Annotated in this window: 18 protein-coding genes; 10 read left to right on the top strand and 8 right to left on the bottom strand. The window is 47.8% G+C overall.

Annotated features, from left to right (window positions below; all coding sequences use genetic code 11):
- The first annotated feature begins 81 nt into the window (after positions 1–81).
- A complete protein-coding gene (locus ABD031_RS00945) occupies positions 82–429 on the top strand; it encodes a hypothetical protein (protein ID WP_343847914.1) in 348 nt (115 codons plus the stop codon).
- Positions 430–547: 118 nt separating this feature from the next.
- Here the strand turns inward: ABD031_RS00945 and ABD031_RS00950 are convergent, their stop codons facing one another.
- From ABD031_RS00950 to ABD031_RS00960, 3 genes are all read right to left on the bottom strand, one after another.
- Entirely contained in the window at positions 548–847 is a 300-nt protein-coding gene (locus ABD031_RS00950; RefSeq protein WP_343847915.1) for a GIY-YIG nuclease family protein, read from the bottom strand.
- A gap of 321 nt (positions 848–1,168) precedes the next feature.
- Complete coding sequence (locus ABD031_RS00955) at positions 1,169–3,331, bottom strand: xanthine dehydrogenase family protein molybdopterin-binding subunit (RefSeq protein WP_343847916.1); 2,163 nt, start codon at positions 3,329–3,331, stop codon at positions 1,169–1,171.
- A 2-nt stretch (positions 3,332–3,333) separates the two neighbouring features.
- Positions 3,334–3,792, bottom strand: coding sequence for a (2Fe-2S)-binding protein (locus tag ABD031_RS00960; RefSeq protein WP_343847917.1), 459 nt, complete (start codon positions 3,790–3,792; stop codon positions 3,334–3,336).
- Between the two features lie 185 nt (positions 3,793–3,977).
- On the opposite strand from ABD031_RS00960, the gene ABD031_RS00965 reads away from it, so the two are divergent.
- The 4 genes from ABD031_RS00965 to ABD031_RS00980 all read left to right on the top strand — a co-directional run bounded on the left by ABD031_RS00965 (position 3,978) and on the right by ABD031_RS00980 (position 9,349).
- Complete coding sequence (locus tag ABD031_RS00965; RefSeq protein WP_343847918.1) at positions 3,978–5,114, top strand: MBL fold metallo-hydrolase; 1,137 nt, start codon at positions 3,978–3,980, stop codon at positions 5,112–5,114.
- A gap of 133 nt (positions 5,115–5,247) precedes the next feature.
- Positions 5,248–6,396: a Gfo/Idh/MocA family protein gene (locus ABD031_RS00970; protein ID WP_343847919.1), complete on the top strand. Its 1,149-nt coding sequence runs from the start codon at positions 5,248–5,250 to the stop codon at positions 6,394–6,396.
- A 123-nt stretch (positions 6,397–6,519) separates the two neighbouring features.
- Positions 6,520–7,035 carry a DUF2911 domain-containing protein gene (locus ABD031_RS00975; protein ID WP_343847920.1) on the top strand — a complete coding sequence of 172 codons (516 nt, stop codon included), beginning with the start codon at positions 6,520–6,522 and terminating at the stop codon, positions 7,033–7,035.
- Between the two features lie 214 nt (positions 7,036–7,249).
- Positions 7,250–9,349: an outer membrane protein assembly factor BamB family protein gene (locus ABD031_RS00980; protein ID WP_343847921.1), complete on the top strand. Its 2,100-nt coding sequence runs from the start codon at positions 7,250–7,252 to the stop codon at positions 9,347–9,349.
- Between the two features lie 107 nt (positions 9,350–9,456).
- Here the strand turns inward: ABD031_RS00980 and ABD031_RS00985 are convergent, their stop codons facing one another.
- Both ABD031_RS00985 and ABD031_RS00990 read right to left on the bottom strand, forming a co-directional pair.
- The gene (locus ABD031_RS00985) at positions 9,457–9,948 is read right to left on the bottom strand and encodes an SRPBCC family protein (protein ID WP_343847922.1); all 492 of its coding nucleotides are present in this window, start codon (positions 9,946–9,948) and stop codon (positions 9,457–9,459) included.
- A 197-nt stretch (positions 9,949–10,145) separates the two neighbouring features.
- On the bottom strand, positions 10,146–10,283 hold the full coding sequence (locus ABD031_RS00990; RefSeq protein ID WP_343847923.1) for a hypothetical protein: 138 nt from the start codon (positions 10,281–10,283) through the stop codon (positions 10,146–10,148).
- 312 nt (positions 10,284–10,595) lie between these two features.
- Between ABD031_RS00990 and ABD031_RS00995 the strand changes: the two genes are divergently transcribed.
- On the top strand, positions 10,596–11,708 hold the full coding sequence (locus ABD031_RS00995) for a hypothetical protein (RefSeq protein WP_343847924.1): 1,113 nt from the start codon (positions 10,596–10,598) through the stop codon (positions 11,706–11,708).
- A gap of 16 nt (positions 11,709–11,724) precedes the next feature.
- Here the strand turns inward: ABD031_RS00995 and ABD031_RS01000 are convergent, their stop codons facing one another.
- Together ABD031_RS01000 and ABD031_RS01005 are read right to left on the bottom strand one after the other, a co-directional pair.
- Positions 11,725–14,775 (bottom strand): tetratricopeptide repeat protein, encoded by a 3,051-nt coding sequence (locus tag ABD031_RS01000; RefSeq protein WP_343847925.1) that lies wholly within the window; start codon positions 14,773–14,775, stop codon positions 11,725–11,727.
- Positions 14,776–14,780: 5 nt separating this feature from the next.
- Positions 14,781–16,214: an NB-ARC domain-containing protein gene (locus ABD031_RS01005; protein ID WP_343847926.1), complete on the bottom strand. Its 1,434-nt coding sequence runs from the start codon at positions 16,212–16,214 to the stop codon at positions 14,781–14,783.
- A 136-nt stretch (positions 16,215–16,350) separates the two neighbouring features.
- Here ABD031_RS01005 and hrpB point away from each other — a divergent pair, with 136 nt between their 5' ends.
- On the top strand, positions 16,351–18,837 hold the full coding sequence (hrpB, locus tag ABD031_RS01010; protein ID WP_343847927.1) for an ATP-dependent helicase HrpB: 2,487 nt from the start codon (positions 16,351–16,353) through the stop codon (positions 18,835–18,837).
- Between the two features lie 886 nt (positions 18,838–19,723).
- Positions 19,724–21,277 (top strand): glycoside hydrolase family 99-like domain-containing protein, encoded by a 1,554-nt coding sequence (locus tag ABD031_RS01015; protein WP_343847928.1) that lies wholly within the window; start codon positions 19,724–19,726, stop codon positions 21,275–21,277.
- Positions 21,278–21,384: 107 nt separating this feature from the next.
- On the opposite strand, the gene ABD031_RS01020 is transcribed toward ABD031_RS01015, so the two are convergent.
- A complete protein-coding gene (locus ABD031_RS01020) occupies positions 21,385–22,800 on the bottom strand; it encodes a cellulase family glycosylhydrolase (protein ID WP_343847929.1) in 1,416 nt (471 codons plus the stop codon).
- Between the two features lie 190 nt (positions 22,801–22,990).
- On the opposite strand from ABD031_RS01020, the gene ABD031_RS01025 reads away from it, so the two are divergent.
- Together ABD031_RS01025 and ABD031_RS01030 are read left to right on the top strand one after the other, a co-directional pair.
- The gene (locus ABD031_RS01025) at positions 22,991–23,602 is read left to right on the top strand and encodes a hypothetical protein (RefSeq protein WP_343847930.1); all 612 of its coding nucleotides are present in this window, start codon (positions 22,991–22,993) and stop codon (positions 23,600–23,602) included.
- A gap of 194 nt (positions 23,603–23,796) precedes the next feature.
- Positions 23,797–24,159: a diacylglycerol kinase gene (locus tag ABD031_RS01030; RefSeq protein ID WP_343847931.1), complete on the top strand. Its 363-nt coding sequence runs from the start codon at positions 23,797–23,799 to the stop codon at positions 24,157–24,159.
- Positions 24,160–24,439 lie beyond the last annotated feature (280 nt).

Below are 24,439 nucleotides of genomic sequence, written 5' to 3' on the forward strand. Positions count from 1 at the left end.
GATAGCAGATCGCCGAGAAACTCCCTTTACTAAATTCAAACTGCGCCTTCTTTCGGAAATGCTTAACTTGAAACAAAAACGATGCAAGAGACTTGGACACTTGATTTTCCAAAAACCGATGCCTTGGCAGACCAACTCATCCAGACTCTTCAAAATGCTCAAAAAGAGCTGGGGATTTTCCTCTCCTACTATTACAAAAAAGAAGGAGCTGTAACGGAAAACGTCCGGCTCAAAGGAACCCCTGAGTTCGGGGATAAATTCCAAGGCAATCTCACGCTTGACTTCGACTTGGTTCACTTCAATGCCTGCCTGGCGATCCATGAGCAGAAGCGGGAGGAGATGAAATTGACTTTTGAAATTGATCAATCCGATGAAAAGCTAAAACTTGTCGGCCCGTATTGGCCGGAGCGCGGGATGGATGAAATTTGATTCGTCATTGCGAAGGGTGTCTTTCCGCTTAAAAATAAGAATCGGCTCCAAAAACCCTGAAGCAATCTGTTAAAAGGGAAAAGAACAGATTGCTTCCTGCGCAATGACGGTTCTAAAATTACCAATTCTGAATTTCTTCCCACAAATCTTTCCAGCCGGGATTGATGGAATTGATCAATTTCAACTTCTTTTCTCGATTTCCAGCCTTTAACTGCTTTTCACGAGGAATTGCTTCTTCAACGCTGTGAAAGAACTCATAATAAACCAGTTTATCTAGGTTGTATTTGTAGGTAAAACTGGTGGAGTCAATCCTCGATTTGTGTTCATATACTCGCTTGATTAATTCTTCAGTCACACCGATGTAGAGAGTCGTATTATTTTTGTTGGTCATAATATAAACAGCGCCTCCCATTTTCATAAAACCTGACGGGTTTCGTCCTGAGTATTACATTGACAAAATGAGAAATTATTAGACAGATTGCTTCAGGGTGTTTGACGTTAATCCTCATATACCCGTAGTTGAAACCCTTCGCAATGACGAATGGGCCGTCATTGGTAGGGTTCGGTACCAATCAATATTTGAAAGAAGCTCGAATCCCTGAAGCAATCTTTAAAAATGGAAAGGGATTCAAAAGGATCGCTTCACTGCGTTCGCAATGACGTTAACACAAAGAAGTAATCTGCCGAAAACGAATTGACAGATTGCTTCCTCGTGCCTCGTCGCAATGACGACCAACATCTAAGCCCTCCTGATCTCCAACTTGATATCGGAAAACTCTTTTTGCTCGATAAAGGGCTGACTTCTTAGCCTTCTTCCCGTTGCCGCAAAGATCGCGTTGGCAATAGCGCCTCCGGTTGGCGGCAAGGCAGGTTCTCCCAAACCGGTTGGATCAAATCCAGAATCCAAGAAATGGGTATCGATTTCCGGAACTTCCTTAAGACGGATCAGCCGGTACGAATCGTAGTTTTTTTGTTTGGGCACTCCGTTTTCAAAAGTAAGATTGGTGTACATCGCATGGCCCATGCCGTCCACGATACCGCCTCTAACTTGATGATTGGCTCCGATTGGATTGACTACCATGCCGCAATCAGTCACCGCAGTGATTTTTTTCAAGGTCGGCGTGCCCCCATCCATCTCAATATCTGCGACTTGGGCGACGTAGGTTCGGTGCGAAAAATACACGCTCAAACCCTGTTTCACATTCGGATTTTTACCCCAGTTTGATTTTTCGGCCACTTCTTTGGTTACTGCAATCATCCGATTGACATTGTAGTCTGTCTTTCCGATTGGATTAGATTTGGCTTTTTCATACAACTCCAAGCGCAATTGAACCGGGTCTTTTCCGGCTTCCAGAGCCACTTCGTCCAGAAAGCTTTGCTCCGCATAAGCCAAGAAGTTGGTGATCGGTGCTCGCCAGGCGTTGGTGGTGATGGTGGATTCATAGTTGATCGATTCTATCAATGCATTTTCGACCGCGCCGCAGGGAAAATTGTTTTCCCGCGTCGTGTTCCCCGTATTCATGCCGACGCCTCGTAGTTTGTAGCCGATCATATTTCCCCCAGCATCCAAGGCGGCCTCAAAGCGATACCTCACTGCAGGACGATATGCTCCCCCAGTGAGTTCGTCCTCCCGGCTCCAACTGACCTTCACCGGGGCATTGATCGCCTTAGAAATATGAACCGCCTCCTCGACATAATCCGCCCGAAGCCTTCTGCCAAATCCCCCACCCAGTCGGGTGATTTCGACTGTTATATTTTCTTTTGGAATACCAGTAATCTCAGCAGCTGCGCTTCTGGCTCGATCTGGAGTCTGAGTAGGTCCGATCAGCTCGATCTTGTCTGCCTGTACGTGAGCGAAAAAGTTTTCCGGCTCCATTGGAGAGTGAGCTAGGAAAGGGCATTGGTACTCCGCAGTCACGATCTTAGCAGCTGATTTAAACGACTGATTTACATCGCCATCTTCCCTCTTTACTTCAGCTTTTCCATTAGCCATCAAATCAGCGAAGATCCGGTCATGATCTGCAGTGCTTTCCACGGCTCCGTCGGTTTCATATTCGACCTTCAGCAGCTTCTTGGCCTTCATCAGTGGCCAAGTAGATTCACCGACAACCGCGACGCTGGTTCCAAAAGTCACCACATCCGAGATGCCCGAAACTGCTCTTGCAGCGGCATCATCGACAGACTTGATTTTCTTCCCAAACGGTGCCCGCTGAACCATCGCGTGCTTCATGCCTACCCTATAGAAGTCCAAACCGTATAGCGGCTTGCCGGTGTACATCTCCATCGCATCCACGTTCTTGACCGGCGTACCGATGATCCTGAAGTCCTTTTTATCCTTCAGAGTCACTTCCTCAGGCGCCGTCATCGTCGAAGCTTCTGTCACGAATTCACCAAAATGTCCGCTCTTGCCTGAGCTTTTGTGGGAAATAATTCCTTTCTCGACTGTGATCTCTCCGGCGGGCACGTTCCAGGTTTTTGCGGCAGCAGCAACCAATACAAACTTGGCAGTTGCCCCGGCTTTTCGGAGCCGTTCCCAGCTATGCGGCATAGCACCCGAACCTCCTGTCAACTGACGATCGAATTTTTCGACATCCAAGTTTGCTTGAACTACTCGGACTTTCTCCCAGTCTGCTTCCAATTCCTCCGCTACCACCATTGGGAAGGAGGTCTTGATGTTTTGTCCCAATTCGGGATTCGGTGAATAGATCACCACGTCTCCACTTGGAGAGATGGACAAAAAGCTGTTAAATGACTTTGCATTTGCCAGGATCTCTTCGGTGCTCACCACTTCCATCTTTGGAGAATCGCAGCTAAACCAACTGAATCCAATGACTAATCCCCCGACCGAACTTCCCGCAATCTTGAGGAAGTCTCTTCTGCTTGCTTTTGTGACAGTTCCCATGATTATTTGGTGTTAGCGGCTAGTGAAACGGCCTCGCGGATCTTATGATAGGTTCCACAGCGGCAGATATTCCGGTTCATCGCATTGTCTATTTCATCCATGCTTGGCTGTGGATTGTCTTTCAGAAAAGCTGCCGCAGTCATAATCTGACCGGCTTGGCAATAGCCACATTGCGCGACATCGACTTCAGCCCAGGCTTTTTGAACGGGATGATTTCCGTCTTCTGATAGCCCTTCGATCGTCACCACCGCAGCATTTCCAACACTTGAAATCGGGGTGACGCAAGAGAAAGTGGCGTTTCCGTTTAAATGAACTGTGCAAGCTCCACATTGGGCGATCCCACAGGAGAATTTGGTTCCGACCAATCCCAGGTGATCTCGTAACACCCACAGCAGCGGCGTGTCGTCATCGACATCGACGGCATGGGATTTTCCATTGATTTTGAGGTTAAAGTTTGCCATAGTCAATTGGGTTATTAGCTTTTGTATAAGTTAAAAAAAATAGCCTTGTCCGCACAGCTTTAGGTTTTTAACGGCTTGGGAATTTGATGAATAGCTGGAGGAAGCGCCAATATGGGAAAAATGCGGCACCTTTTTCCCTCTGAATCAGTTAGAATCTTTTGAAAAACCCTCCAAGTACCTAATCCATGGGAAAGATTTTCCTGCGTTTCCTCAAATACACCACGATGACTTTGTTGACCATTCTCGTATTGCTCATTGTTTTGATTTTTCTTTTCCTCAAGTTCAGTCCCGAGTTTGGGGCGGCACCAGACCAAGACAGCCAAGCAAGATACCAGCAACTCCCCTATTATTCCAACGGAAAATTCTCCAACCTCATCCCTACCAATATGGATATGGGTACGGGCAAGGCCATTCGAATGCTTCCGGAGTTTTTCAAAAATGACCCAACCCGAAAGCCGGATTTTGAGATTCCGATCGAGAAGCGCGACAGTCTGGAGCTAAGCCATCCGGAGGCTACCCGATTGGTGTGGTTTGGACATTCTGCTTTTCTCCTTCAGATAGACGGGAAAAACATCCTGATCGATCCCATGCTGGGCGATGTGCCTGCACCCAATCCCCTGCTGGGCAAGAAGCGTTTCTCGAAGGAGCTGCCTATTGAGATAGAAAAGCTGCCCAAGATTGACCTCATCCTCATTTCTCACGACCACTACGATCACCTGGACTATGGTTCGATCCAAAAGCTGATGGGAAAAACCGACCGTTTTCTGGTGCCTCTGGGAGTAGGTGCGCATTTCGAGCACTGGGGCGTGGACAAGTCGGCTATTCAGGAATTTGCCTGGTGGGAAGAAACGCAAATCGATTCCCTGCACTTGGCTTTCACGCCATCCCGACACTTTTCGGGCCGAGGCTTGGGCGATCGCTTTTCGACACTCTGGGGATCTTGGGTGATACAGGCTTCGGAAGAGAACATCTATTTCAGCGGTGACAGTGGCTATGGGCCGCATTTCAGGGAAATCGGAGAAAAGTTTGGCCCATTCGACTTTGCCATGCTAGAGTGTGGTCAGTACAACGAAAACTGGACCGACATCCACATGGCTCCAGAGGAAACAGCCCAGGCTGCTGTGGACTTGGATGCGAAGGTTTTCATGCCGATCCACTGGGCAGCCTTTACGCTGGCGATGCACTCCTGGACCGATCCGGTGGAGCGGGTGATCAAGAAATCGAAGGAACTTAACGCACCGGTTTTTGTGCCCAAAATTGGAGAGTTAATTGAGCTTTCCTCTGAGCTCAAAACTCAGGAAACCTGGTGGGTTAAGCCCTGAGTCGCGAGTTCAAGAGCCTGAAATCAGATTCTGCAGCGCTCTTTTAGGATATTTTATACATATACTCACTGACAAACCTCTTCCATTTTTGGCGATTTTAGCTAATTTCAAAGCACAATAAATCAATAGACCTATGTCTCAAACCATCAAAGCTGCCATCGTCGGCACCGGATTTATCGGGCCTGCACACTTAGAGGCACTTAGACGATTACCCAATGTCGAGGTAGTAGCCCTTTGCGAAGTCACTCAGGAGCTTGCCAATGACAAGGCAAAAGCCTTGGGAATTCCCAGAGCCTACATTTTCGAAGAAATGCTCAAGCAGGACGACATCGATGTAGTCCATATCTGTACGCCCAACTTCCTGCACTTTGCGCAAGCAAAAGCAGTCCTAGAAGCTGATAAGCACGTGATCTGCGAGAAGCCTTTGGCAGTCAAAATCCATGAAGCAGAGGAGCTGGTGAACATCGCTTCTGCCACCGGACTGGTCAATGCCGTCCATTTCAATCTCCGCTACTACCCTATGGTTCGTCAGATGAAGACCATGCGTGAAAAAGGCGAATTGGGTGAAGTGTATTCGATCATGGGTTCTTACCTCCAGGATTGGCTATATCTGAATACGGATTATAACTGGAGATTGGAACCGGACAAATCGGGCGATTCCAGAGCGATTGCCGACATCGGATCGCACTTGCTGGACATCACCGAGTATGTGACCGGATTGAAGATCATCGAAGTGATGGCTGATTTCTCTACCGTACATAAGACTCGTCTGAAGCCATTGAAGGCAATCGAAACCTATTCCGGCAAGATGCTCGAAGCTTCGGACTATGCTGAAGTTCCGATCAACACGGAAGATCATGCGACGGTATTGCTTCGCTTTGACAACGGATCGAAAGGTTCAGTAACGGTGTCCCAAGTAGCGGCAGGTCGCAAAAACAGACTAAACATCGAGATCTCCGGCTCCAAGTCCAACTTTGAATTCAATTCAGAACGGCCAAATGAGCTATGGATCGGCAAGCGTGAGAAAGCAAACGAGCAGCTGATGAAAGATCCTTCCCTCTTCCATCCAGAAGCTTCTGCCTTGATCAGCTTTCCCGGAGGGCACAATGAAGGCTTCCCAGATACCTCCAAGCAGATGTTTAAGGAAGTGTATGCTGCCGTTGCCGTGGGTAAGCAGCCAGAAAATCCGAGCTACCCGACATTTGCCAGCGGCTTGAGGGAGCTGATCATCGGTGAGCGAATCGTCGAAAGCAACAAAAAACAAGCTTGGGTTGCGATCTAAGTTTTTCTAAAAAGCCTTTTCAAATCAAATGGAAAGGCTTTTTAGATTTTATAACTTTTGGCTGTGAAAATCAGTATGCAGATTTAGACTATATTAAAACCTTAAACACGTTATCCCAAATCAATGAAAACAATGAACTTTAAAAAAGCACTATTTGCAATGGCCTTCGTGGCACTTGGGTCAATCGCAACTTTCGCACAAGAAAAAGCAAGCCCTGCTAAAGTGGCAGAAGGTACTGTAGCGGGTTCCAAGATCACCATCAACTACTCCTCCCCTGCGGTCAAAGGACGTGTGATCTGGGGAGACCTCGTGCCACTCGGCCAAGTGTGGAGAGCGGGCGCCAATGATGCAACGACCTTCACGACTTCAAAGGACATCACCGTCCAAGGCAAGAAACTCCCTGCGGGAACCTACAGCTTCTTTATCATCCCTGGCGAAACTGAATCCACCTTCATCTTCAACAAAGTTGCCAAGCAGTGGGGAGCGTTCAACTACGACTCCAAAGAAGATCAGCTTCGTGTCAATGTTCCATCTGGACAGGGTTCTTCCATGGAGGAGCGCTTAGTCTATGAAGTAAAGGCCGACAGCTTCGAAGTGAGATGGGAGTACGGAATGGCTAGCGCAAAGATCGGTTCTTGATCTGAACTCAAAATACAATTGGCCACCAGGTGAAAGCTTGGTGGTTTTTTTACGACTTATTTAATGTAAAAGTCTTTCGAAATCTGGGTAAAAGGGTACAATTCATACACTTAAGAATACATAGCTGTTCTCACCAATTTCCACAAAGATTCAGTTTTCATTCTGTCTTATAAAATAGCCCGTTACAACTATTTTCGATTTATATTTCTGGTAGATGAAGACTTGTATCCCAACTGTTGCGCTGCTAGCACTTGCGCCGCTCTTTACTTTTTGCTCATCTGGTTCAAATATCGATTGGCCGGAGTACAACGGTGACGGTACCCGAAGCCACTACTCCACGCTAGATCAGATCGATACGTCAAATGTTGCAAAGCTAAAGACAGCATGGATTTATGCTTCGGGCGGCGCCGATACCCTCCGTAATCGCTCTCAAATCCAGTCCAACGCCATCATCATCGATGGTGTGCTTTATGGGGTTTCTGCGGACACACAAGCTTTTGCAATAAACGCAGAAACGGGCAAAGAGCTTTGGAAAACCGATCTGTCAGACAACGAAGGCACGACTAGCCGGGGAGTAACCTATTGGTCTGAGAAAAGTGACAAGCGCATTTTCTTCGGAGTCGGTCGCTGGCTATATGCGATCGACGCAGCTACAGGAAAACTGATAGAGACTTTTGGAGAAGAGGGACGAATTGATCTTAAAGTAGGGATTGAGCGTCCGGGTGCAGATAATTATGTCACGTCAAATACGCCCAATACTATCTATAAAAACTTAATCATCACCGGAACACGGGTTTCAGAATCTGAAACTGCCCTCCTCGGTGACATTCGGGCATACGATGTTCGCGACGGAAGTTTGGCCTGGACTTTTCACACGATTCCAGAAGCCGATGAACCCGGATATGATACTTGGTCACCCGCAAACCCAAGGGAAAGACTCGGAGGAGCAAACTCTTGGATGGGGATGGCCATAGACCGGGAAAGAGGAATCGTCTACGTCCCGACGGGTTCAGCCGCATTTGATTTCTATGGTGGCAACAGAAAAGGCGACAATCTGTACGCAAATTCTCTGCTTGCGCTAAAAGCAAGCGACGGAGCACTTCTATGGCACTACCAAATCGTCCGTCATGATATCTGGGATCGCGATTTGCCTGCTCCGCCCAACTTATTTACGATCACCCGTGAGGGCAGAAAGGTCGATGTAGTATCGGTCATCACCAAGCAAGGTCATACGTTCATCTTTGACCGTGTCACGGGAAAACCCATCTATCCGATCAACGATGTTGCTTTTCCGCAGGATGCTGCACCCGGGGAATATCCGAGCCTGACTCAACCCATTCCAGTCAAACCAGCGCCATTTACCCGGCAAACCTTTACTGCAGCTGATTTCAATTCTTTTGTGGCGGATAGGGACTCTTTGGTGGAGATTCTCGCTCAAGCCAAAACAGGATCTCCCTACACTCCCATTACCGGTACGATGACAATTATTTTTCCGGGAACTGACGGCGGTGGTCAATGGGGCGGAGCCGCGACAGATCCGGACGGGATGATGTACGTCCCTGCAAAAGAAATCCCGGTCTATACCTCTTTGGTGTTGAGGTCACAGGAAGACAATCCGGCAATTTCCGGTGGAGTTTCGCTTTACAAGGTGTATTGCTCCAATTGCCATGGCAATGATCTCAATGGTAGCCATGACGGCGCTTATCCTGGCTTGATTAACCTAAAGGCTCGGCTGTCACGGGATCAAGTACTCGCTGTGATGAAGAGTGGCAAAGGTATGATGCCTTCATTTTCGCATATTTCCCAATCCGAGCAAGATGCGATTGTGGACTTCTTGAGCGATAATGAGATTGACGAACAAATAGAACTCTCACAACAAAACGTCTCACCCTACCAACACACGGGATACAATCGCTGGTACGACACCAAGGGCTATCCGGTGAATACGCCGCCCTGGGGCACGCTCACGGCAATCGATGGAAATACGGGGGAAAGACGCTGGCAGGTCCCTTTGGGTGAGTATAAAGAACTGACTGAGAAAGGAATTCCTCCCACCGGCACGGACAATTATGGCGGCCCGCTGCTAACGGCTGGCGGTTTGGTATTTATGGCTGGTACTCCGGACGAAAAGATCCGGGCATTCAAAAAGTCCACCGGCGAACTCGTCTGGGAACACGACCTTCCTGCAGCGGGATATGCGACCCCGAGTACCTACAGCATCAATGGTAAACAGTATATCGTGATCGCTTGTGGTGGTGGCAAGTTGAAATCAAAATCGGGAGACCAGTATGTGGCGTTTGCGTTGGAGGATTGAGCTATGCGGTTGGTATTCTCGAGGTAAGGCTTTGACCGGTTAATTCGGGAAAGCGGTCTTCTAAAAATCCAGATGATCAGTCAACGGACTTGTCAGCCTACCCGAACTCACTTCAATTTCCACTTCTTTACGACCTCAGCACTAAATCCGTCACTATCTTTTGGATTGGGATTTCCTCTCCCCGTGGTGATCAAGTTGTAGAGACTGGTTTTAATGTAATTGTTCCAAGATTCGAAGCAAACATCATAACACTCCTCCTCCGGCGTCAGCCCTTCGTGGGTGAATTTCACCTTGGTTTTCTCACCTTTAGTGCTAATCTCAAAAATCAGTTTGGTTCCGGTCCACTCGTTTTTGTCTTTGGTAAAGCTGAACTGATTGTCCAGAATATGGTATACTAATCGCTCGTTTGGGATCTTTTCGATCAGTTTGATCTTGGACAGATGAACATCCTTATAGTGATAAAAGAAGGTTTTATCCAATGTCCCAGTTTCGCCCTCTATCTCTTCCGACCACCAAGCTCGGAAGTTCTTAATACAGTCAAAAACCGTTGAAGGACCTTGGTCGACAAGAATGGTTGCGGTGTAGTCTGGAGAGTTCATGCCGGGCTATATTTTCAACCAATTTAGCGCTTCTAAACAGTTACCATCAGATAGATATCAACTTTTTGTTCAGAGTTTTTTTGTTCGGGAAGCCGGTGTGTATTTCTAATCAATCCATGTTGTCCTGCTTCTGCGGAAGCTGGACTCTATAAATTCTAGGTTGTCTTGCTTCTCCTGAAGCTAGATTGGAAGCTCATTCAAACAATCAGTTTTACGCCACCGACTTTCATCTGCAGATGCTCGAGGCTAATTCCCAGCAATTCTTTCTCTCCTACCGGCACGAGGCCCCAGTTCAGATAGAACTTTTTAGTAATAGACTCGGAATCGTCCAACATGGACTTATCGGGTTCGCATAGGGGTAGAAAATTGGAATGGTATCGAAAATCCCTCCAAAAGAAGGAAGGAACTGAAGCGAATAACAAAATCAAAAAATGGAAATAAAAATTGATGACTTGTCGTGCCTTCCCTCGATATACCAGCAGATACATTCTCCAGAAATCATCTTTAACCGACAAACCATGAATCAGCTCTCCAAACTCGTCTTTCTATGTGGGCTAAACTCCCTTTTCATCCTCACATGCTCTTACGGCCAACTGGCCTACAATCCTGAAAACTCAGTTTTCCCAAATTCAACAAATCAAAAAGTCATGAACAATTCTGCAAATCAGGAGGATTATATCCAGTTTGACCGAGTCAGAATCATGGACAAGGTGGGGTTTGCTCAGCCGGTTGAGGCCTTCAGTGTGCTGGTGCCAAAGGGCTGGAAAGTCGATGGAGGTGTCCTGTGGAATCAACCCGGAACTGCCTGTGCCGGAACCAACATGGGAATGAAAGCCAGCTCTCCGGATGGCAAGTACAGTTTTGAGATCATGCCAAATTACATCTGGGGATTTTCCTCTGACCCTCAGATTGGGCAATTCCAGCGTCAGCAGCAGTTTCCAAAGTACTGCTCCTATGGAGAACCCCTGAATGCCGAAACTTACTTTAGGCAAGTTTTTGCTCCCTATGATCTCGGAAATCCAAACATCCTAAGCGTGACAGAGAACTCGCATGGCACTCAGTCTCTGCAGGAAAGTGCGGCAAAGACCCGGCAGGAAATGATGAAATACGGGGCCAGCCAAGTCAATTTTTATCCCAGTGGCATCAGTGCCAATATCAACTGGAACAACGGTCAGGAAGCATTGGTCCTCTGCGGTGTAGTGGTCATAGAGACATTCATCCCGAACGTCTATAATGGAAGTATGAGTAAAGCCTATACCAGTGCGGCCTCAGAGCGGGTAGTATTTAGCTATCCTGCCGGTGAGAAAGAAAAGGCAACGAATATGCTCTCGGTGATCGTGGGAAGCTTTCGGACAAATACCGCCTGGAAAAAAACAGTCGATGATTTTTGGCTTGCAGTGAGGACTCAAAGCAATATTCAACATATAGGTAGAATCCAGCAAATCGATGAGCAGACTGCGGAAATCGGAAGACAGACCATTGCAGCAGGCAAGGAAAATGCTGCGAGGATGAACGCCAGCATGAGGACTTGGGAGGCTTCCCAAACTTCTCAAGATCGCATCCACACCGACTTTGTAAAGGCGATCAAGGAGGTGGAAAACTTCCAGGATGAGACCGGTACCTATGAGATGAGCTCTGGATACAATCACGCTTGGAGTCGAGGAGACGGTAGCAGTTTTCTCATGACCGACAGTCCAAATTTCGATCCATCTTCAGTTTTTCAGGATCAAAGCTGGAAAGAGATGAAGCGAGTGGATTAAACGTCTTGTGTGGATCCTAGTAGTTCTTCAGTTTATTCTTAACCCATTTAAGGTTACTGGCAAACTCAGCGTGCTTTGGAAAATCCCGAACCAATTCCTCCCACAGCGTCTCACATTTTCGGAAATAGGTCTTGGCTAGTTGGAGATCGGACAGTCTTTCGTAATACAGACCCAATTTAAAATAGGAAATGGCGAGTCCGTTTTTGAATCCGACCTGGTTGGGGAAGTCCCGGAAAAGCTCTTCAAACAGGATGGTTTCTTTTTCAAAGAATTCGAGCGCCCGGTCCAGATTGCTCAGGCTTTGGTGGAGGTCTCCCAATTTTTCATAGGAAATGGCGACACCGTTTTTGAATCCGACCTGGTTGGGGAAGTCCCGGAAAAGCTCTTCATTCAATTGCCAGAATTTTTCAAAGAATTCGAGCGCCCGGTCCAGATTTCCCAAGTTTTGGTGGAGGTCTCCCAATTTGGAATACGAAATGGCGAGTCCGTTTTTGAATCCGACCTGGTTGGGGAAGTCCCGGAAAAGCTCTTCACCGATCGTATTTCTTTTTTCAAAGAATTCGAGCGCCCGGTCCAGATTGCCCAGGCTTTGGTGGAGGTCTCCCAATTTAGAATTGGAAATGGCGACACCGTTTTTGAATCCGACCTGGTTGGGGAAGTCCCTGAAAAGCTCTTCATTGAATTGATTATATTTCTCAAAGAATTCGAGGGCCTGGTCGAGATTGCCTAGGCTTTCATGGAGTCCTCCCAATTTAAAATAGGAAATAGCGACACCGTTTTTGAATCCGACCTGGTTGGGGAAGTCCCGGAAAAGCTCTTCACTGATATTGGCATCTTTTTCAAAGAATTCGAGCGCCCGGTCCAGATTGCCCAGGCTTTGGTGGAGGTCTCCCAATTTTTCATAGGAAATGGCGAGTCCGTTTTTGAATCCGATCTGGTTGGGGAAATCCCGGAAAAGCTCTTCAAACAGGATGGTTTCTTTTTCAAAGAATTCGAGTGCCCGGTCCAGATTGCCCAGGCTTTGGTGGAGGTCTCCCAATTTTTCATAGGAAATGGCGAGTCCGTTTTTGAATCCGACCTGGTTGGGGAAGTCCCGGAAAAGCTCTTCAAACAGGATGGTTTCTTTTTCAAAGAATTCGAGTGCCCGGTCCAGATTGCCCAGGCTTTGGTGGAGGTCTCCCAATTTGGAATACGAAATGGCGAGTCCGTTTTTGAATCCGACCTGGTTGGGGAAGTCCCGGAAAAGCTCTTCACCGATAGTATTTCTTTTTTCAAAGAATTCGAGCGCCCGGTCCAGATTTCCCAAGTTTTGTTGGAGGTATCCCAATTTTTCATAGGAAATGGCGAGTCCGTTTTTGAATCCGACCTGGTTGGGGAAGTCCCGGAAAAGCTCTTCATTCAATTGCAAGTATTTTTCGAAGAATTCGAGCGCCCGGTCCAGATTGCCCAGGCTTTGGTGGAGGTCTCCCAATTTGGAATAGGAAATGGCGAGTCCGTTTTTGAATCCCATCTGGTTGGGGAAGTCCCGGAAAAGCTCTTCAAACAGGATGGTTTCTTTTTCAAAGAATTCGAGTGCCCGGTCCAGATTGCCCAAGTTTTGGTGGAGGTCTCCCAATTTGGAATACGAAATGGCGAGTCCGTTTTTGAATCCGACCTGGTTGGGGAAGTCCCGGAAAAGCTCTTCACCGATCGTATTTCTTTTTTCAAAGAATTCGAGCGCCCGGTCCAGATTGCCCAGGCTTTGGTGGAGGTCTCCCAATTTGGAATAGGAAATGGCGAGTCCGTTTTTGAATCCGACCTGGTTGGGGAAGTCCCGGAAAAGCTCTTCATTCAATTGCAAGTATTTTTCGAAGAATTCGAGCGCCCGGTCCAGATTGCCCAGGCTTTGGTGGAGGTCTCCCAATTTGGAATAGGAAATGGCGAGTCCGTTTTTGAATCCGATCTGGTTGGGGAAGTCCCGGAAAAGCTCTTCAAACAGGATGGTTTCTTTTTCAAAGAATTCGAGTGCCCGGTCCAGATTGCCCAAGTTTTGGTGGAGGTCTCCCAATTTGGAATACGAAATGGCGAGTCCGTTTTTGAATCCGACCTGGTTGGGGAAGTCCCGGAAAAGCTCTTCACCGATCGTATTTCTTTTTTCAAAGAATTCGAGTGCCCTTTCCAGATTTCCCAAGTTTTGGTGAAGCTCCCCCAATTTGGAATAGGAAATGGCGAGTCCGTTTTTGAATCCGACCTGGTTGGGGAAGTCCCGGAAAAGCTCTTCACCGATCGTATTTCTTTTTTCAAAGAATTCGAGCGCCCGGTCCAGATTGCCCAGGCTTTGGTGGAGGTCTCCGAATTTGGAATAGGAAATGGCGAGATATTCTTTCGGATAGCTTTCATTTTCGTCGCTTTTCACCGCTGTCTCTGCTGCGCTTTTCATTCTCTCATAGTAAATCGCAGCTTTTTCCAGGTTTCCATATTGGGAAAAATAATCACCCAGATTTTGAAGGAAATAAAGCGCAGCGCTATCATTCAGCTCCAGCGCAGACTCGATACTCTCGGCATATCGAGACAGTAGCAGGCCAGTCTCGAAGGCAAGTCCGCTAAGGTGGCCTGACTCATCCGTTTTCATTAAATCAGCGAGCCGATCTATCAGAGGCTGTGCCTGACGGCGAAGCTCAGGATTTAGTTTCAGTACTACTTCCTGGATTACGGGACTGGTCTTGAGGCTTTCCTCCGCCTCGTTGTAGTCCACCCATCCCTTCTTTGCCAGCTGCTCGACCAAGACGTCCTCCCACTCGTCCAAGCTTCCCTCGAAGAGTAGGGTCAGCATAGATGCAGGTATGCTCTCAGCTGGCAAAAGCACCAGCATGGAGAGAAGCCTTAACTCTCCCTCGCTCAGGTCCGCCAATTGATACATGGCGGCCACTACCGCTTCGGGTTTGGCCTTTCTAAACTGTTGATAACCCAAGTCCACTTCTTTGGTCTGGACCAGACCCAAGACTCCCTTGGTTTGCAGATCTTCCAGGAGGTTTTGCAGGCTGTATTTGGAGCTGAGCTTGTTGAGCAGGTTTAGGTTCTTGGCCAAGAGCTCTAGCCCAATGTGTTGCGGCCTACGGCCTCGTAGATCGCCAGAAGAAGCGGATCTTCATCCGGTTTGTGTTTTTTATAGTATTTCGTAAACAGTTCGATGGCCTGCTCGTCCGGCAAACCCTCGATTGGAAGCATTTCTGCCTGTTGGAAATTTCGTAGCCTCGAGGTCAGAAGTAGATGCAAGCCTGGCAGTCTCTTCAGCGCCAGATAGTATTTGTCCAGATCCTCGACTTCATTTGCGTTGTCTATCACCAGCAATACAGGGGGCTCGAGATTGGCCAGTGCCGTCAGTATTTTAGCCAGACGTTCTTTGATTTGTTCTTGCTCTTCAAACTCCACTTGCAGGCCGGTAGCCAGACTGAGCAGGGCATTGCCGATGTTCTTTTCAGAATATACCCAAGCCAGATGCCTGTAGTAGCCAGCGTGCTTGTGGTAGTAGGTAGAGGCTATGGAAGTCTTACCCACCCCACCGTCACCGTTGACCAGCACGAGCGCATGGCTGGCGCTATGAAACTTGTTCCAGATGCTTTCCAGCTCCGCTTCCCTACCCAAGAAAGTTTCAGTTACGAAGGGAGGTTCACTCAAGTGGCGGGCTATCTCGATTTTTCCGGGCCGCTGTAGGACTTCGAGAATCTCTTCCTGTCCCTTTCTGAGTTCCCCTTGGCCTTTTTTGAGCTCCTCCAGATCGTCTAAAATACGATCCAGCTTGGCATGTACCCTCTCAAACTCTTCCTTAAAATAATCTTGGGCGATTCCCAACGAGCGGCAGGGCATGTCTTCCTTAAGAAGTCGTACCTCCTCCAAGATTTGCTCGCTTAGTTTAGTTTGTCCCTTGAGCTGATCTTCCAAGCCCGTCAGTGTTTTGATCAGAAAAGCCTTGAGCGGCTTTTCATCTTCTTTGTTTTTCAGGCCTTCGGTAAATACCAGTTCGTAGCAGGCTGGCAGATTATCTTTGAAATAAGGATCGACTCGCTCAATCGTTTCTTTAGCTACGTTCTGTTGCCTGCCAAATACGTATGTTTGAATTTCATCTATCCATTCGTTTTTATCAGCCAGAAATGAGGCATCGTCTTCAAATTGCCATCCACTGACCTCAGCACGTTCCACAAGTTCGTCCAGAAACTTCTTTGTGGCTTTGTCGCAATTATGTTCCTGCTGAAATTTAGTTGACACTAACCTTACTGCTCTTGGAACTGATGCAGTCATCAGCTTTCCAATGTCGTGGTTTTGGTTGGTGTTATTCTTGTCCAGACTTTTTAGCAGTTCGACCGGATCGTACTGGTTAAGAATATTCCCTAAAAAAGTGGTGGAGAGTCCTTTTATTATTTCAGCGATCAATGGATTCTCTGGATTCAAATAACCCGGAAGGAAGAAGGAACCCAGTGACAGACCGATTTTTGCAGCATTAAAGACATGCTTCATCCCTTGATTCATAGGAGTAGGTTGAGTGTTAGTTAAAAATAGAAAAATATGTCAAAATGACTAACCCTGTATTTCACTATCGTGCTGACTTTTCACTACTTCTCTTTCAATTTCCATCTACTCCCAGAATCCGCTATTTTTGCCCCCGATGCTCGATTTCAATCCTTTTTCATTTGACCTTCCCGTTGCGGAGATCATCCCACAAGTCATCCAGCACTTTGCCACGAATAATTCACTGATCATCCAAGCGCCACCTGGTGCGGGAAAAAGTACGCTTTTGCCGCTGGCACTATTGGAAGAACCCTGGCTGAAAGGCAAGAAAATCATCATGCTCGAACCTCGCCGCTTGGCGACCAAAAGCATCGCCCAGCGTATGGCCAGTATGATCGGAGAAAACACAGGAGACACGGTTGGCTATCGCATCCGCTTCGAGTCGGCCATTTCCTCCAAGACTAGATTGGAAGTCATCACCGAAGGCATCCTCACCCGCATGATGCATTCGGACAATGAACTGCAGGAAGTTGGTCTGGTGATCTTTGATGAATTTCACGAGCGAAATCTCCACTCCGAGGTTGCTTTGGCACTCTGTCGGGAAGTTCAGCAAGTGTTGAGACCGGATCTTCGGATTCTGCTCATGTCTGCGACTATCGACGCGGAGCAGCTATCTGGGCTTTTGGGTGCCAAAGTCATCCAAAGCGATGGCCGACAATATCCCGTGGAAGTCAATTACCTACAGGAGACCGATGAATATGCCATAGGCGAGGATACGGCGAGGCAGATCATCCCCCTGACCAGGAAACACGCAGGGGATTTTCTTGTTTTCCTTCCCGGTCAGGGCGAAATCAAAAAAGCCGAGGAAATCCTCCGTCGAGCACTCCCCGAAGATCTGGTGGTACCGCTCTATGGCCAACTTTCCCCTGTCGAGCAAAATCGGGCGATCCTTCCCCTCCCTTCAGGAAAGCGAAAAATCGTCCTCTCCACAGACATTGCCGAGACCTCGTTGACCATCGAAGGAGTCAAAGTCGTGGTCGATTCCGGTTTTGCAAAGTCCAATCGATTTGATGCGCGTTCGGGACTTTCCAGGCTGGTTCTGCACCGCATCAGCAAGGACTCCTCCGACCAGCGAAGCGGACGGGCCGGCAGATTGACTGCGGGTCACTCCTATCGCCTTTGGAGCAAAGCCACCCAAGCCCAGCTTACAGAATATCGTACTCCTGAGCTGATGGAGGCTGACTTGACGGCTTTGGTATTGGATATGAAAGCCTGGGGAAAACAGGATATCCGCTCCATGACTTGGCTCACCCCCCCTCCGGCAGGCACTTTGGCTTTGGCAGAGAAGACACTGGAAGCCATCGAAGCGCTGTCGGATGGGAACCTTACCGAACACGGCAGAGAAATCCATCAGGTGCCCTGTCATCCTCGGATCGCCCACATGCTCCTATATGCTAAAAAGGCCAAGCAGCTGGGTTTGGCCACGGACATCGCGGCAATTTTGGAAGAGCGAGATCCACTTCCTCAAGATTCTGGCGTGGATTTAAACCTGAGAATTGAAGCTCTAAGACGATTCCGAAGCCGAGGTGTGAACTTGGACCGAATCAAAAAGATAGAAAAGATTGCCGCTCAGTATCGTCGGATGTTTTCGATCCAGCCGGTGAATGATCCAGTAGATCCCTGGCAGACCGGTCTCCTCCTAGCCTACGCTTACCCCGAGCGAATCGCCGCAGCTCGCCCCGGCAATAATGCCCAATTCCAGTTGGCGAATGGAAAAATCGCGCAGATCGGTCATCGGGATGATCTGGCTCACGAGTCTTGGTTAGCCGTCGCTCACGTGGACGCCCGAGAAGGAATGGGCAAGATCTGGATGGCAGCACCGATCAATCCAAAGGATCTCGCACCGATGCTCAAGACCAAAGAAGTTCTGAAATGGGATCGGAGAAAGGGCGGTTTGCAGGCGCATTCTGAGATTCGAATCGGCTCGATAATTTTGGGCACAAGACCATTGGCAAAGTATGCGGCCGGGGATGTCACCGAAGCTGTTTTGGATGCTATCCGAGAAGAAGCCGATCTCTTGTTGGATTTTAATGAAGAAGTGGAGCAGTTGATCTTACGGGTGCAGAGCTTGAAAACCTGGAATCCAGAACAACAATGGCCAAATTGGTCGGTCGTTTCGCTTTGTGAAAAGCCGGAAGACTGGATCGCTCCTTACTTGCAAAACATCACCAAAAACGAGGATTTCAAAAAACTGAACTTGGTTCAGATCCTGATGAGCAGTTTGGATTTTGAACTCCAGAAGCAGCTAGAGCAGCTTGCCCCGGCGACGATCAGTGTGCCTTCGGGAAGTAAGATCAAAGTAGAATATCGCTCAGATGGCGAGACCCCTCTCCTTTCGGTACGTTTGCAGGAACTCTTTGGACTGCTCGAAACCCCCAAAGTGAATGAAGGCCGAATCGCGGTTTTGATTGAGCTGCTTTCCCCCGGATATAAACCTGTTCAGCTGACAAAGGATCTCAAGAGCTTTTGGGCAAATGGCTATTTCGAAGTGAAAAAAGAACTGAAGCGACGCTATCCCAAGCACGAATGGCCCGAGGATCCGATCAGCGCCGAGGCGGTCAGGGGTGTGAGACGGAAAGGATGAACCGTCATTGCTGTTCGGTCTCGTCATTGCGACGAGGAACGAGGAAGCAATCTTTCAGTCATTTTTCCTTTTTAACAGATTGATTTCCAAATTGACAGATTGCTTCAGGGCGTAGAAACCATCTTGTTTTTTTGCGAAAAGAAGCCCTTCGCAATGACGAATATCGCCGTCATTGCTGTTCGGTCTCGTCATTGCGACGAGGAACGAGGAAGCAATCTTTCAGTCATTTTTCCTTTTTAACAGATTGATTTCCAAATTGACAGATTGCTTCAGGGCGTATAATTCTCTCTTGTTTTTTTAAGAAAAAGAGCCCTTCGCAATGACGAATATCGCCGTCATTGCTGTTCGGTCTCGTCATTGCGACGAGGAACGAGGAAGCAATCTTTCAGTCATTTTTCCTTTTTAACAGATTGATTTCCAAATTGACAGATTGCTTCAGGGCGTATAATTCTCTCTTGTTTTTTTAAGAAAAAGAGCCCTTCGCAATGACGAATATCGCCGTCATTGCTGTTCGGTCTCGTCATTGCGACGAGGAACGAGGAAGCAATCTTTCAGTCATTATTCCTTTTTAACAGATTGATTTCCAAATTGGCAGATTCCTTCTGGGCGTAAACCTTGTTCTAGTCTTTTACGAAGTCGAGCCCTTCGCAACGGCGAATTTCCACGTCATTGCGAAGGGTGGGACAACGCACAAAATCCAACGAAAACATCAAGACCCTGAAGCAATCTTTTTGACTGATTTCCAAATTAGCGGATTCCTTCTTGGCTTAAACCTTGTTCTAGTCTTTTACGAAGTCGAGTCCTTCGCAAGACGAAAACTTTAAGTTTTCATCCATTTTGGCTCCATCTTGGATAGAAAGCCTAAATTGGTCGAAACGCTTTTTCTATGAAACTCTCCAACTTCTTTTTGTCACTATTTGCTCTTTCCCTATTCCTAGCCCCTGGATGCAAGCAAAAACAAGAGGCAGTCTCAGACACCCAAACTGCAGGATTTCTTGCCTTGCCAGCGCAAAAGCAGCAGCCGGACGAAGAGGAACTAGTCGGAGTCTACTTCATGCCTTCTTGGAATACTTCTCCTGATCCTGCGGTCGACCGGGACAGCTTTTGGTCCTGCATGCAGGACCCCGCCAATTGCTCCAGCTTGTTAAATCCGGGGATCTGGGGGCCAAAAGGCAGAATCTACAATGCCAAGTATCCCTATGAAGGCCCCTACCTCGACCGTAAACCGATTCCAGAACTGAAGGGTTTTTACAGCCGGACCGATGCGGAAGTGGCGAAAAAGCAACTCCAGTACATGAAAAGCTACGGGATAGATTTTTTCGCCTACGATTGGTTCTTTGGAAGGCACTATTTCCATCACCTGAATTTTGCACCACAAGCGAACATTTATTATCCGAAAGGCTGGAAAAATGACCCCAACAACGCTGGACGGGTTGCCGTTCCCGGTTTGATCGAATGGGGAGATCAGTTGGAGATTCTCTTGGCTGAAAATGCAAAACTACCAAAAGCTGAGCAGATGAAATTTGCCATTAACTGGTGTGATGACAGTGACGAGCGCTGGAGACTTTGGTTGAAAATCGGCTCCCCTGATGAGCTTGCCCGTAAGGCGAATTTCGATGGCGAAAAGCCCACAAAGGAGCTTTATCTGAAAGTCCACGAAAAAATCACCCAGCTGTGGATAGACAAATACTTCAGCCGAGACGACTATCTGTACGGTTCGGATGGTCGACCGATTATCTATTTCTATTTCCCTCAGGACGCCGAGTCGCGAGCGGCTTACTACGGGCTCACGCTAAAGGATCTTCTTGAGCTTTCACAGCAAACTGCCAAAAAAGCAGGGCTGCCAGGGATCAAATTCATTGCCGTAATGGCGGGTCCTATGCAGGAGCATGAGCGCATGTATGGCCTCCCGACCACCTGGAAGCCAAAGGATCCCAAAAAACCCTGGGAGGGCGGTGAGTATCAGAAGCGGCAGCTTTTGCAGGAATATGTACCGAGGCTGAAAGGAATGGGCTTCCATGGAATGACGACTTACGTCTATCACAACTTTATGGAAAAGGACAACCGCTCCTATGCTGACATGCGCGAAACCTACCGGAGTCATTGGAAAATGTGGGAAGAAAAATATAAAAACGACCCCAATTTCGAGTACCAGGTTCCTGTGGCCATGGGTTGGGATATGCGGCCTGCAGGAGGCACTTGGCCCCAGCCAACCGGTTTTCCTTCCGAACCCTATAAGGATCTCGTCCACAGCGACAAAGCTTCTTTCACCGCAAAGTTGAAAGAGGCCCAACAGGTATCAAGAAAATACAGACCCAGTAACGGCAACACCGTCATGATCTGTTGCTGGAACGAATACCTCGAAGGCAACTACATCGAACCCACCGAAGGGCACGGATTCGACTATCTGGAAGCGATTCGGGATGTTTTTGAAAAGTAGTGATCGGTGTTCCCGGTCACCTCGACGATAGGAGAGGTCTTTTAATTATTACCACTCCACATGATAAGATTTCTCCCTGCGGTCGAAATGACAAGGCGAAGGGCTGATCACTCGACCACTGCCTTCACCAAGTCCGGATAAATCTGCTCTCCGGTGGTGCGATTAAAAAGCGCTGAGCCATAATCTCCCGCAAAGCCATTGTCCCAATAAAACGGAACCAGTCCATGTCCTCTGGCACTTTTGCTGATGTATCGGAGAAAGTCTTCCCGATAGATGTCATTGTCTTCAGCCTTCTTGTCAGTTGCGCAATATTCTCCCAACAAGACCGGCACCCCTTTGTCGATGAAATTCACCTTCATCTTTTGCAACTGCCCGTCGGCAAATGATTCCCCACCCGAAGAGGCTGTTTTTGCCGGGTCCGTCGCGTCCTTTCCCCATTGGGTAATTACCTCATCTTCCTTAAGTGCAAACTCATAGGGGTCATAGTAGTGCACCTCGACCATCAACCGATCTTCGGTAGGATCGCTTGGCATTTCAAAAAAGCTCACTGCATTGTCAATATTGGTATTGAAAGCCTGCACAACCAGATTTCTGTAGGCATTTCGCCCGCCCGTGGATCGGACCGCATCTACAAAGGTCTGATTGAAAGAATTCTGAACTGTGTAATACTCCGGCTTCGGCACACCATAGTCGCCGTCTACCATCACTTCATTGCTTCCGGCAAAAAGCAGGTGATCGTCGTAATCCCGAAAATGAAGCGCAATCTGAATCCACATTTTCTCCAGCCGATCATTTACATAGACTTGCTGCGCAAAAGTTGGCTGCATCCAGCCTTCATCCCAGTGGTTATTCAGGAGGACATACATACCGTTGCCAATCGCATAATCCACTACTTCCTGCACCCGGTTCATCCATGTCGGATCGATTGTGAAGTTGGTTGCATTGGTAAATTTGCTCCAAGCCACAGGAATTCTTACCGAAGTAAATCCGGCCGCCTTTACCTCGTCTACAAAAGCCTTGGTCACCACGGGATTGCCCCAGGCGGACTCTCCACCAATCGCCTCCAGCGAGTTTCCCAAATTCCAACCAACTCCCATCTCAGCGGCAAGCGCCAGACTGCTGATATCCCGCATACCGGACTGATCTGCCGGGATATGATAAGCAGGAAATTCGGGGACGTACTTTGCCTGCGAGATTCGTACAGTACGGACAATTCCTCCGCCCACTAGCCGGGCTTCTGTATTTCTGGCAGATTCTGCAGAATTTGAATCGATGGTAAAAGTGACCCGAGCGTCCCCCTGACCCTGGGAGGGATCGGCGTGAACCCAATCGGCATTTAAAGAAATCGTCCAGGCAACGTTTCCGCTGACGTCCAATGTCTGAGTTCCGCCTTTCGATGCCACGTCGATTTCGGTAAGCGACCCCTGCAACTGGGAAGGTTCATCCTCCAGAGATTCCCCACAAGAGGTCAAAATCAGGGAAAGGATAAAAAGTGAGCAAGGGAATTTCAACAGGCTATTCATGGGCTGGGATTTTACTGTCCCAAAACTAGGCCGTCAAACTGCGATAGAGGTCATGCAAATGTTAGCAAAAGGGTATCTAAATGTTTCAACGATCAATCGAGTGGGATTTACCTGATCGAAAAAAGATTCAACTCCTTTTATTTTGGCACCCAAGCTCATCCATTCAGGCTTTTTGCCAATATTAGTCGACATGAAAACAGTGCCCCATTCCTTTTCAAGACCGATACAGGTCATCCAAATCTACCGGAAGCAATCCCGGTTTGGAAAAGAGGAAAAGAAATCGTTTGACCTGAACGCATTTTTGGCAGCCGAAGAGGTGTCTTCCAACGTCGGATTTATAGAAAACGGAGCGCTCTTTCTACCTGAGAATGTCAAAGAACATACCGGATTTGCCGAAGCCGATTTGATGATTTTGGTGGACAATGTGATCTCTGAAAAGCGGGAGGAACTTCTTTTTCTGCATTCCGCCAGTTTGAATTCAGTCGAGATTTTCAAGATTAGGGGAGGCAATCCGCCCGAACTGCATTTGGAATGGAGTTATTTCTACGTTGGAGATCCAAGCCGCCAATCGATGAAACTCTGTGAATTGGTTCGCAACAAAGTTTACGAAATACGTATCAACGGAAAAACGGACTTTTCTCTGACCGGACGGAGACCTAGGCACTATCTGGAGCAGGTGTTCGTAGTGGCACATTTGGGGAATTTCTCCGAATGCTCCTTGTTCTCAGATTCCGAAATACTGCCTCCCAAAACTCTTCCCGAAGTAAGAAAGGTTATTGACCTGAGGAAGCTGTTGTGGTAAGGTGTGCCGGAAGAACTGTTCCAAAGTTCCAAACTTTGGAATAGTTGAGACTCTTCTATCTCCTCATAATGGGCTTCGAGGTATGTTACCTAAGCGACTTTCAATCCATTTTTATTCAAAGTCATCGCACAGAACAAGCTTATTGGGAATTGAATCCCCCATTTTTCGCTACTTTCGCCACCAAATCAAACGTCATGTCAGGATTTATCATCGGTCGTATCAAAGGCATCAAATATGCCGTTAAGGGATTTTTTCTTTTGCTCTCCACCGAAAACTCTATCAAAACCCAAAGCGCTATAGCTCTGGTTTTTACAGGGTTGGGCTTTTACTTTGAAATCAATAGAGTGGATTGGGCTTTGCAGGTATTTGCCTTGGGTCTGATACTTTCGGTCGAAAGTCTCAACACTGCAGTGGAAAAAGTCTGCGATTTCGTCCACCCTGACCATCACGAAAAAATCGGGCTCATCAAGGACATTGCTGCGGGTGCCGTCGCTTTTGCCGCATTGACGGCTTTTATCATCGCACTACTGATTTACTGGCCATTTTTTATCGGTTGATTACCTATGAAAATCAATAGCTGCAAATCACTATGAACCCTACATTACTTGATAAACTGACGACATACTTTTTATCACTCCCCGCTTTCAAACCTTGCCACCCACTATTGTCAACTTTCCTCCTGCCAACCTTCCCGCGCACCACTTTCCGCGCTTGCATCTTTTTTTAAAAACCTAATTCGAAGTTGACGTGTGCCGTCTATAAAACATTCATGAATAGGGGAAATTCACCCGCAGCCATGAAAGTCGTAAAAGGAGTTACCACAACTTATTTACGACA

The organism is Algoriphagus jejuensis, assembly GCF_039523455.1.
GTDB classification, from domain to species: Bacteria; Bacteroidota; Bacteroidia; order Cytophagales; family Cyclobacteriaceae; genus Algoriphagus; species Algoriphagus jejuensis.

Coding starts and splice junctions, on each gene's coding strand:
- ABD031_RS01005 (WP_343847926.1), bottom strand. CDS start 16,214: ATGAATCAAGGGATGAAGCATGTCTTTAATGCTGCAAAAATCGGTCTG.
- ABD031_RS00950 (WP_343847915.1), bottom strand. CDS start 847: ATGAAAATGGGAGGCGCTGTTTATATTATGACCAACAAAAATAATACG.
- ABD031_RS00970 (WP_343847919.1), top strand. CDS start 5,248: ATGTCTCAAACCATCAAAGCTGCCATCGTCGGCACCGGATTTATCGGG.
- ABD031_RS01030 (WP_343847931.1), top strand. CDS start 23,797: ATGTCAGGATTTATCATCGGTCGTATCAAAGGCATCAAATATGCCGTT.
- ABD031_RS00975 (WP_343847920.1), top strand. CDS start 6,520: ATGAAAACAATGAACTTTAAAAAAGCACTATTTGCAATGGCCTTCGTG.
- ABD031_RS00965 (WP_343847918.1), top strand. CDS start 3,978: ATGGGAAAGATTTTCCTGCGTTTCCTCAAATACACCACGATGACTTTG.
- ABD031_RS00960 (WP_343847917.1), bottom strand. CDS start 3,792: ATGGCAAACTTTAACCTCAAAATCAATGGAAAATCCCATGCCGTCGAT.
- ABD031_RS01020 (WP_343847929.1), bottom strand. CDS start 22,800: ATGAATAGCCTGTTGAAATTCCCTTGCTCACTTTTTATCCTTTCCCTG.
- ABD031_RS00985 (WP_343847922.1), bottom strand. CDS start 9,948: ATGAACTCTCCAGACTACACCGCAACCATTCTTGTCGACCAAGGTCCT.
- ABD031_RS00995 (WP_343847924.1), top strand. CDS start 10,596: ATGAACAATTCTGCAAATCAGGAGGATTATATCCAGTTTGACCGAGTC.
- ABD031_RS00980 (WP_343847921.1), top strand. CDS start 7,250: ATGAAGACTTGTATCCCAACTGTTGCGCTGCTAGCACTTGCGCCGCTC.
- ABD031_RS01015 (WP_343847928.1), top strand. CDS start 19,724: ATGAAACTCTCCAACTTCTTTTTGTCACTATTTGCTCTTTCCCTATTC.
- ABD031_RS00955 (WP_343847916.1), bottom strand. CDS start 3,331: ATGGGAACTGTCACAAAAGCAAGCAGAAGAGACTTCCTCAAGATTGCG.
- ABD031_RS01025 (WP_343847930.1), top strand. CDS start 22,991: ATGAAAACAGTGCCCCATTCCTTTTCAAGACCGATACAGGTCATCCAA.
- ABD031_RS00945 (WP_343847914.1), top strand. CDS start 82: ATGCAAGAGACTTGGACACTTGATTTTCCAAAAACCGATGCCTTGGCA.
- ABD031_RS00990 (WP_343847923.1), bottom strand. CDS start 10,283: ATGTTGGACGATTCCGAGTCTATTACTAAAAAGTTCTATCTGAACTGG.
- hrpB (WP_343847927.1), top strand. CDS start 16,351: ATGCTCGATTTCAATCCTTTTTCATTTGACCTTCCCGTTGCGGAGATC.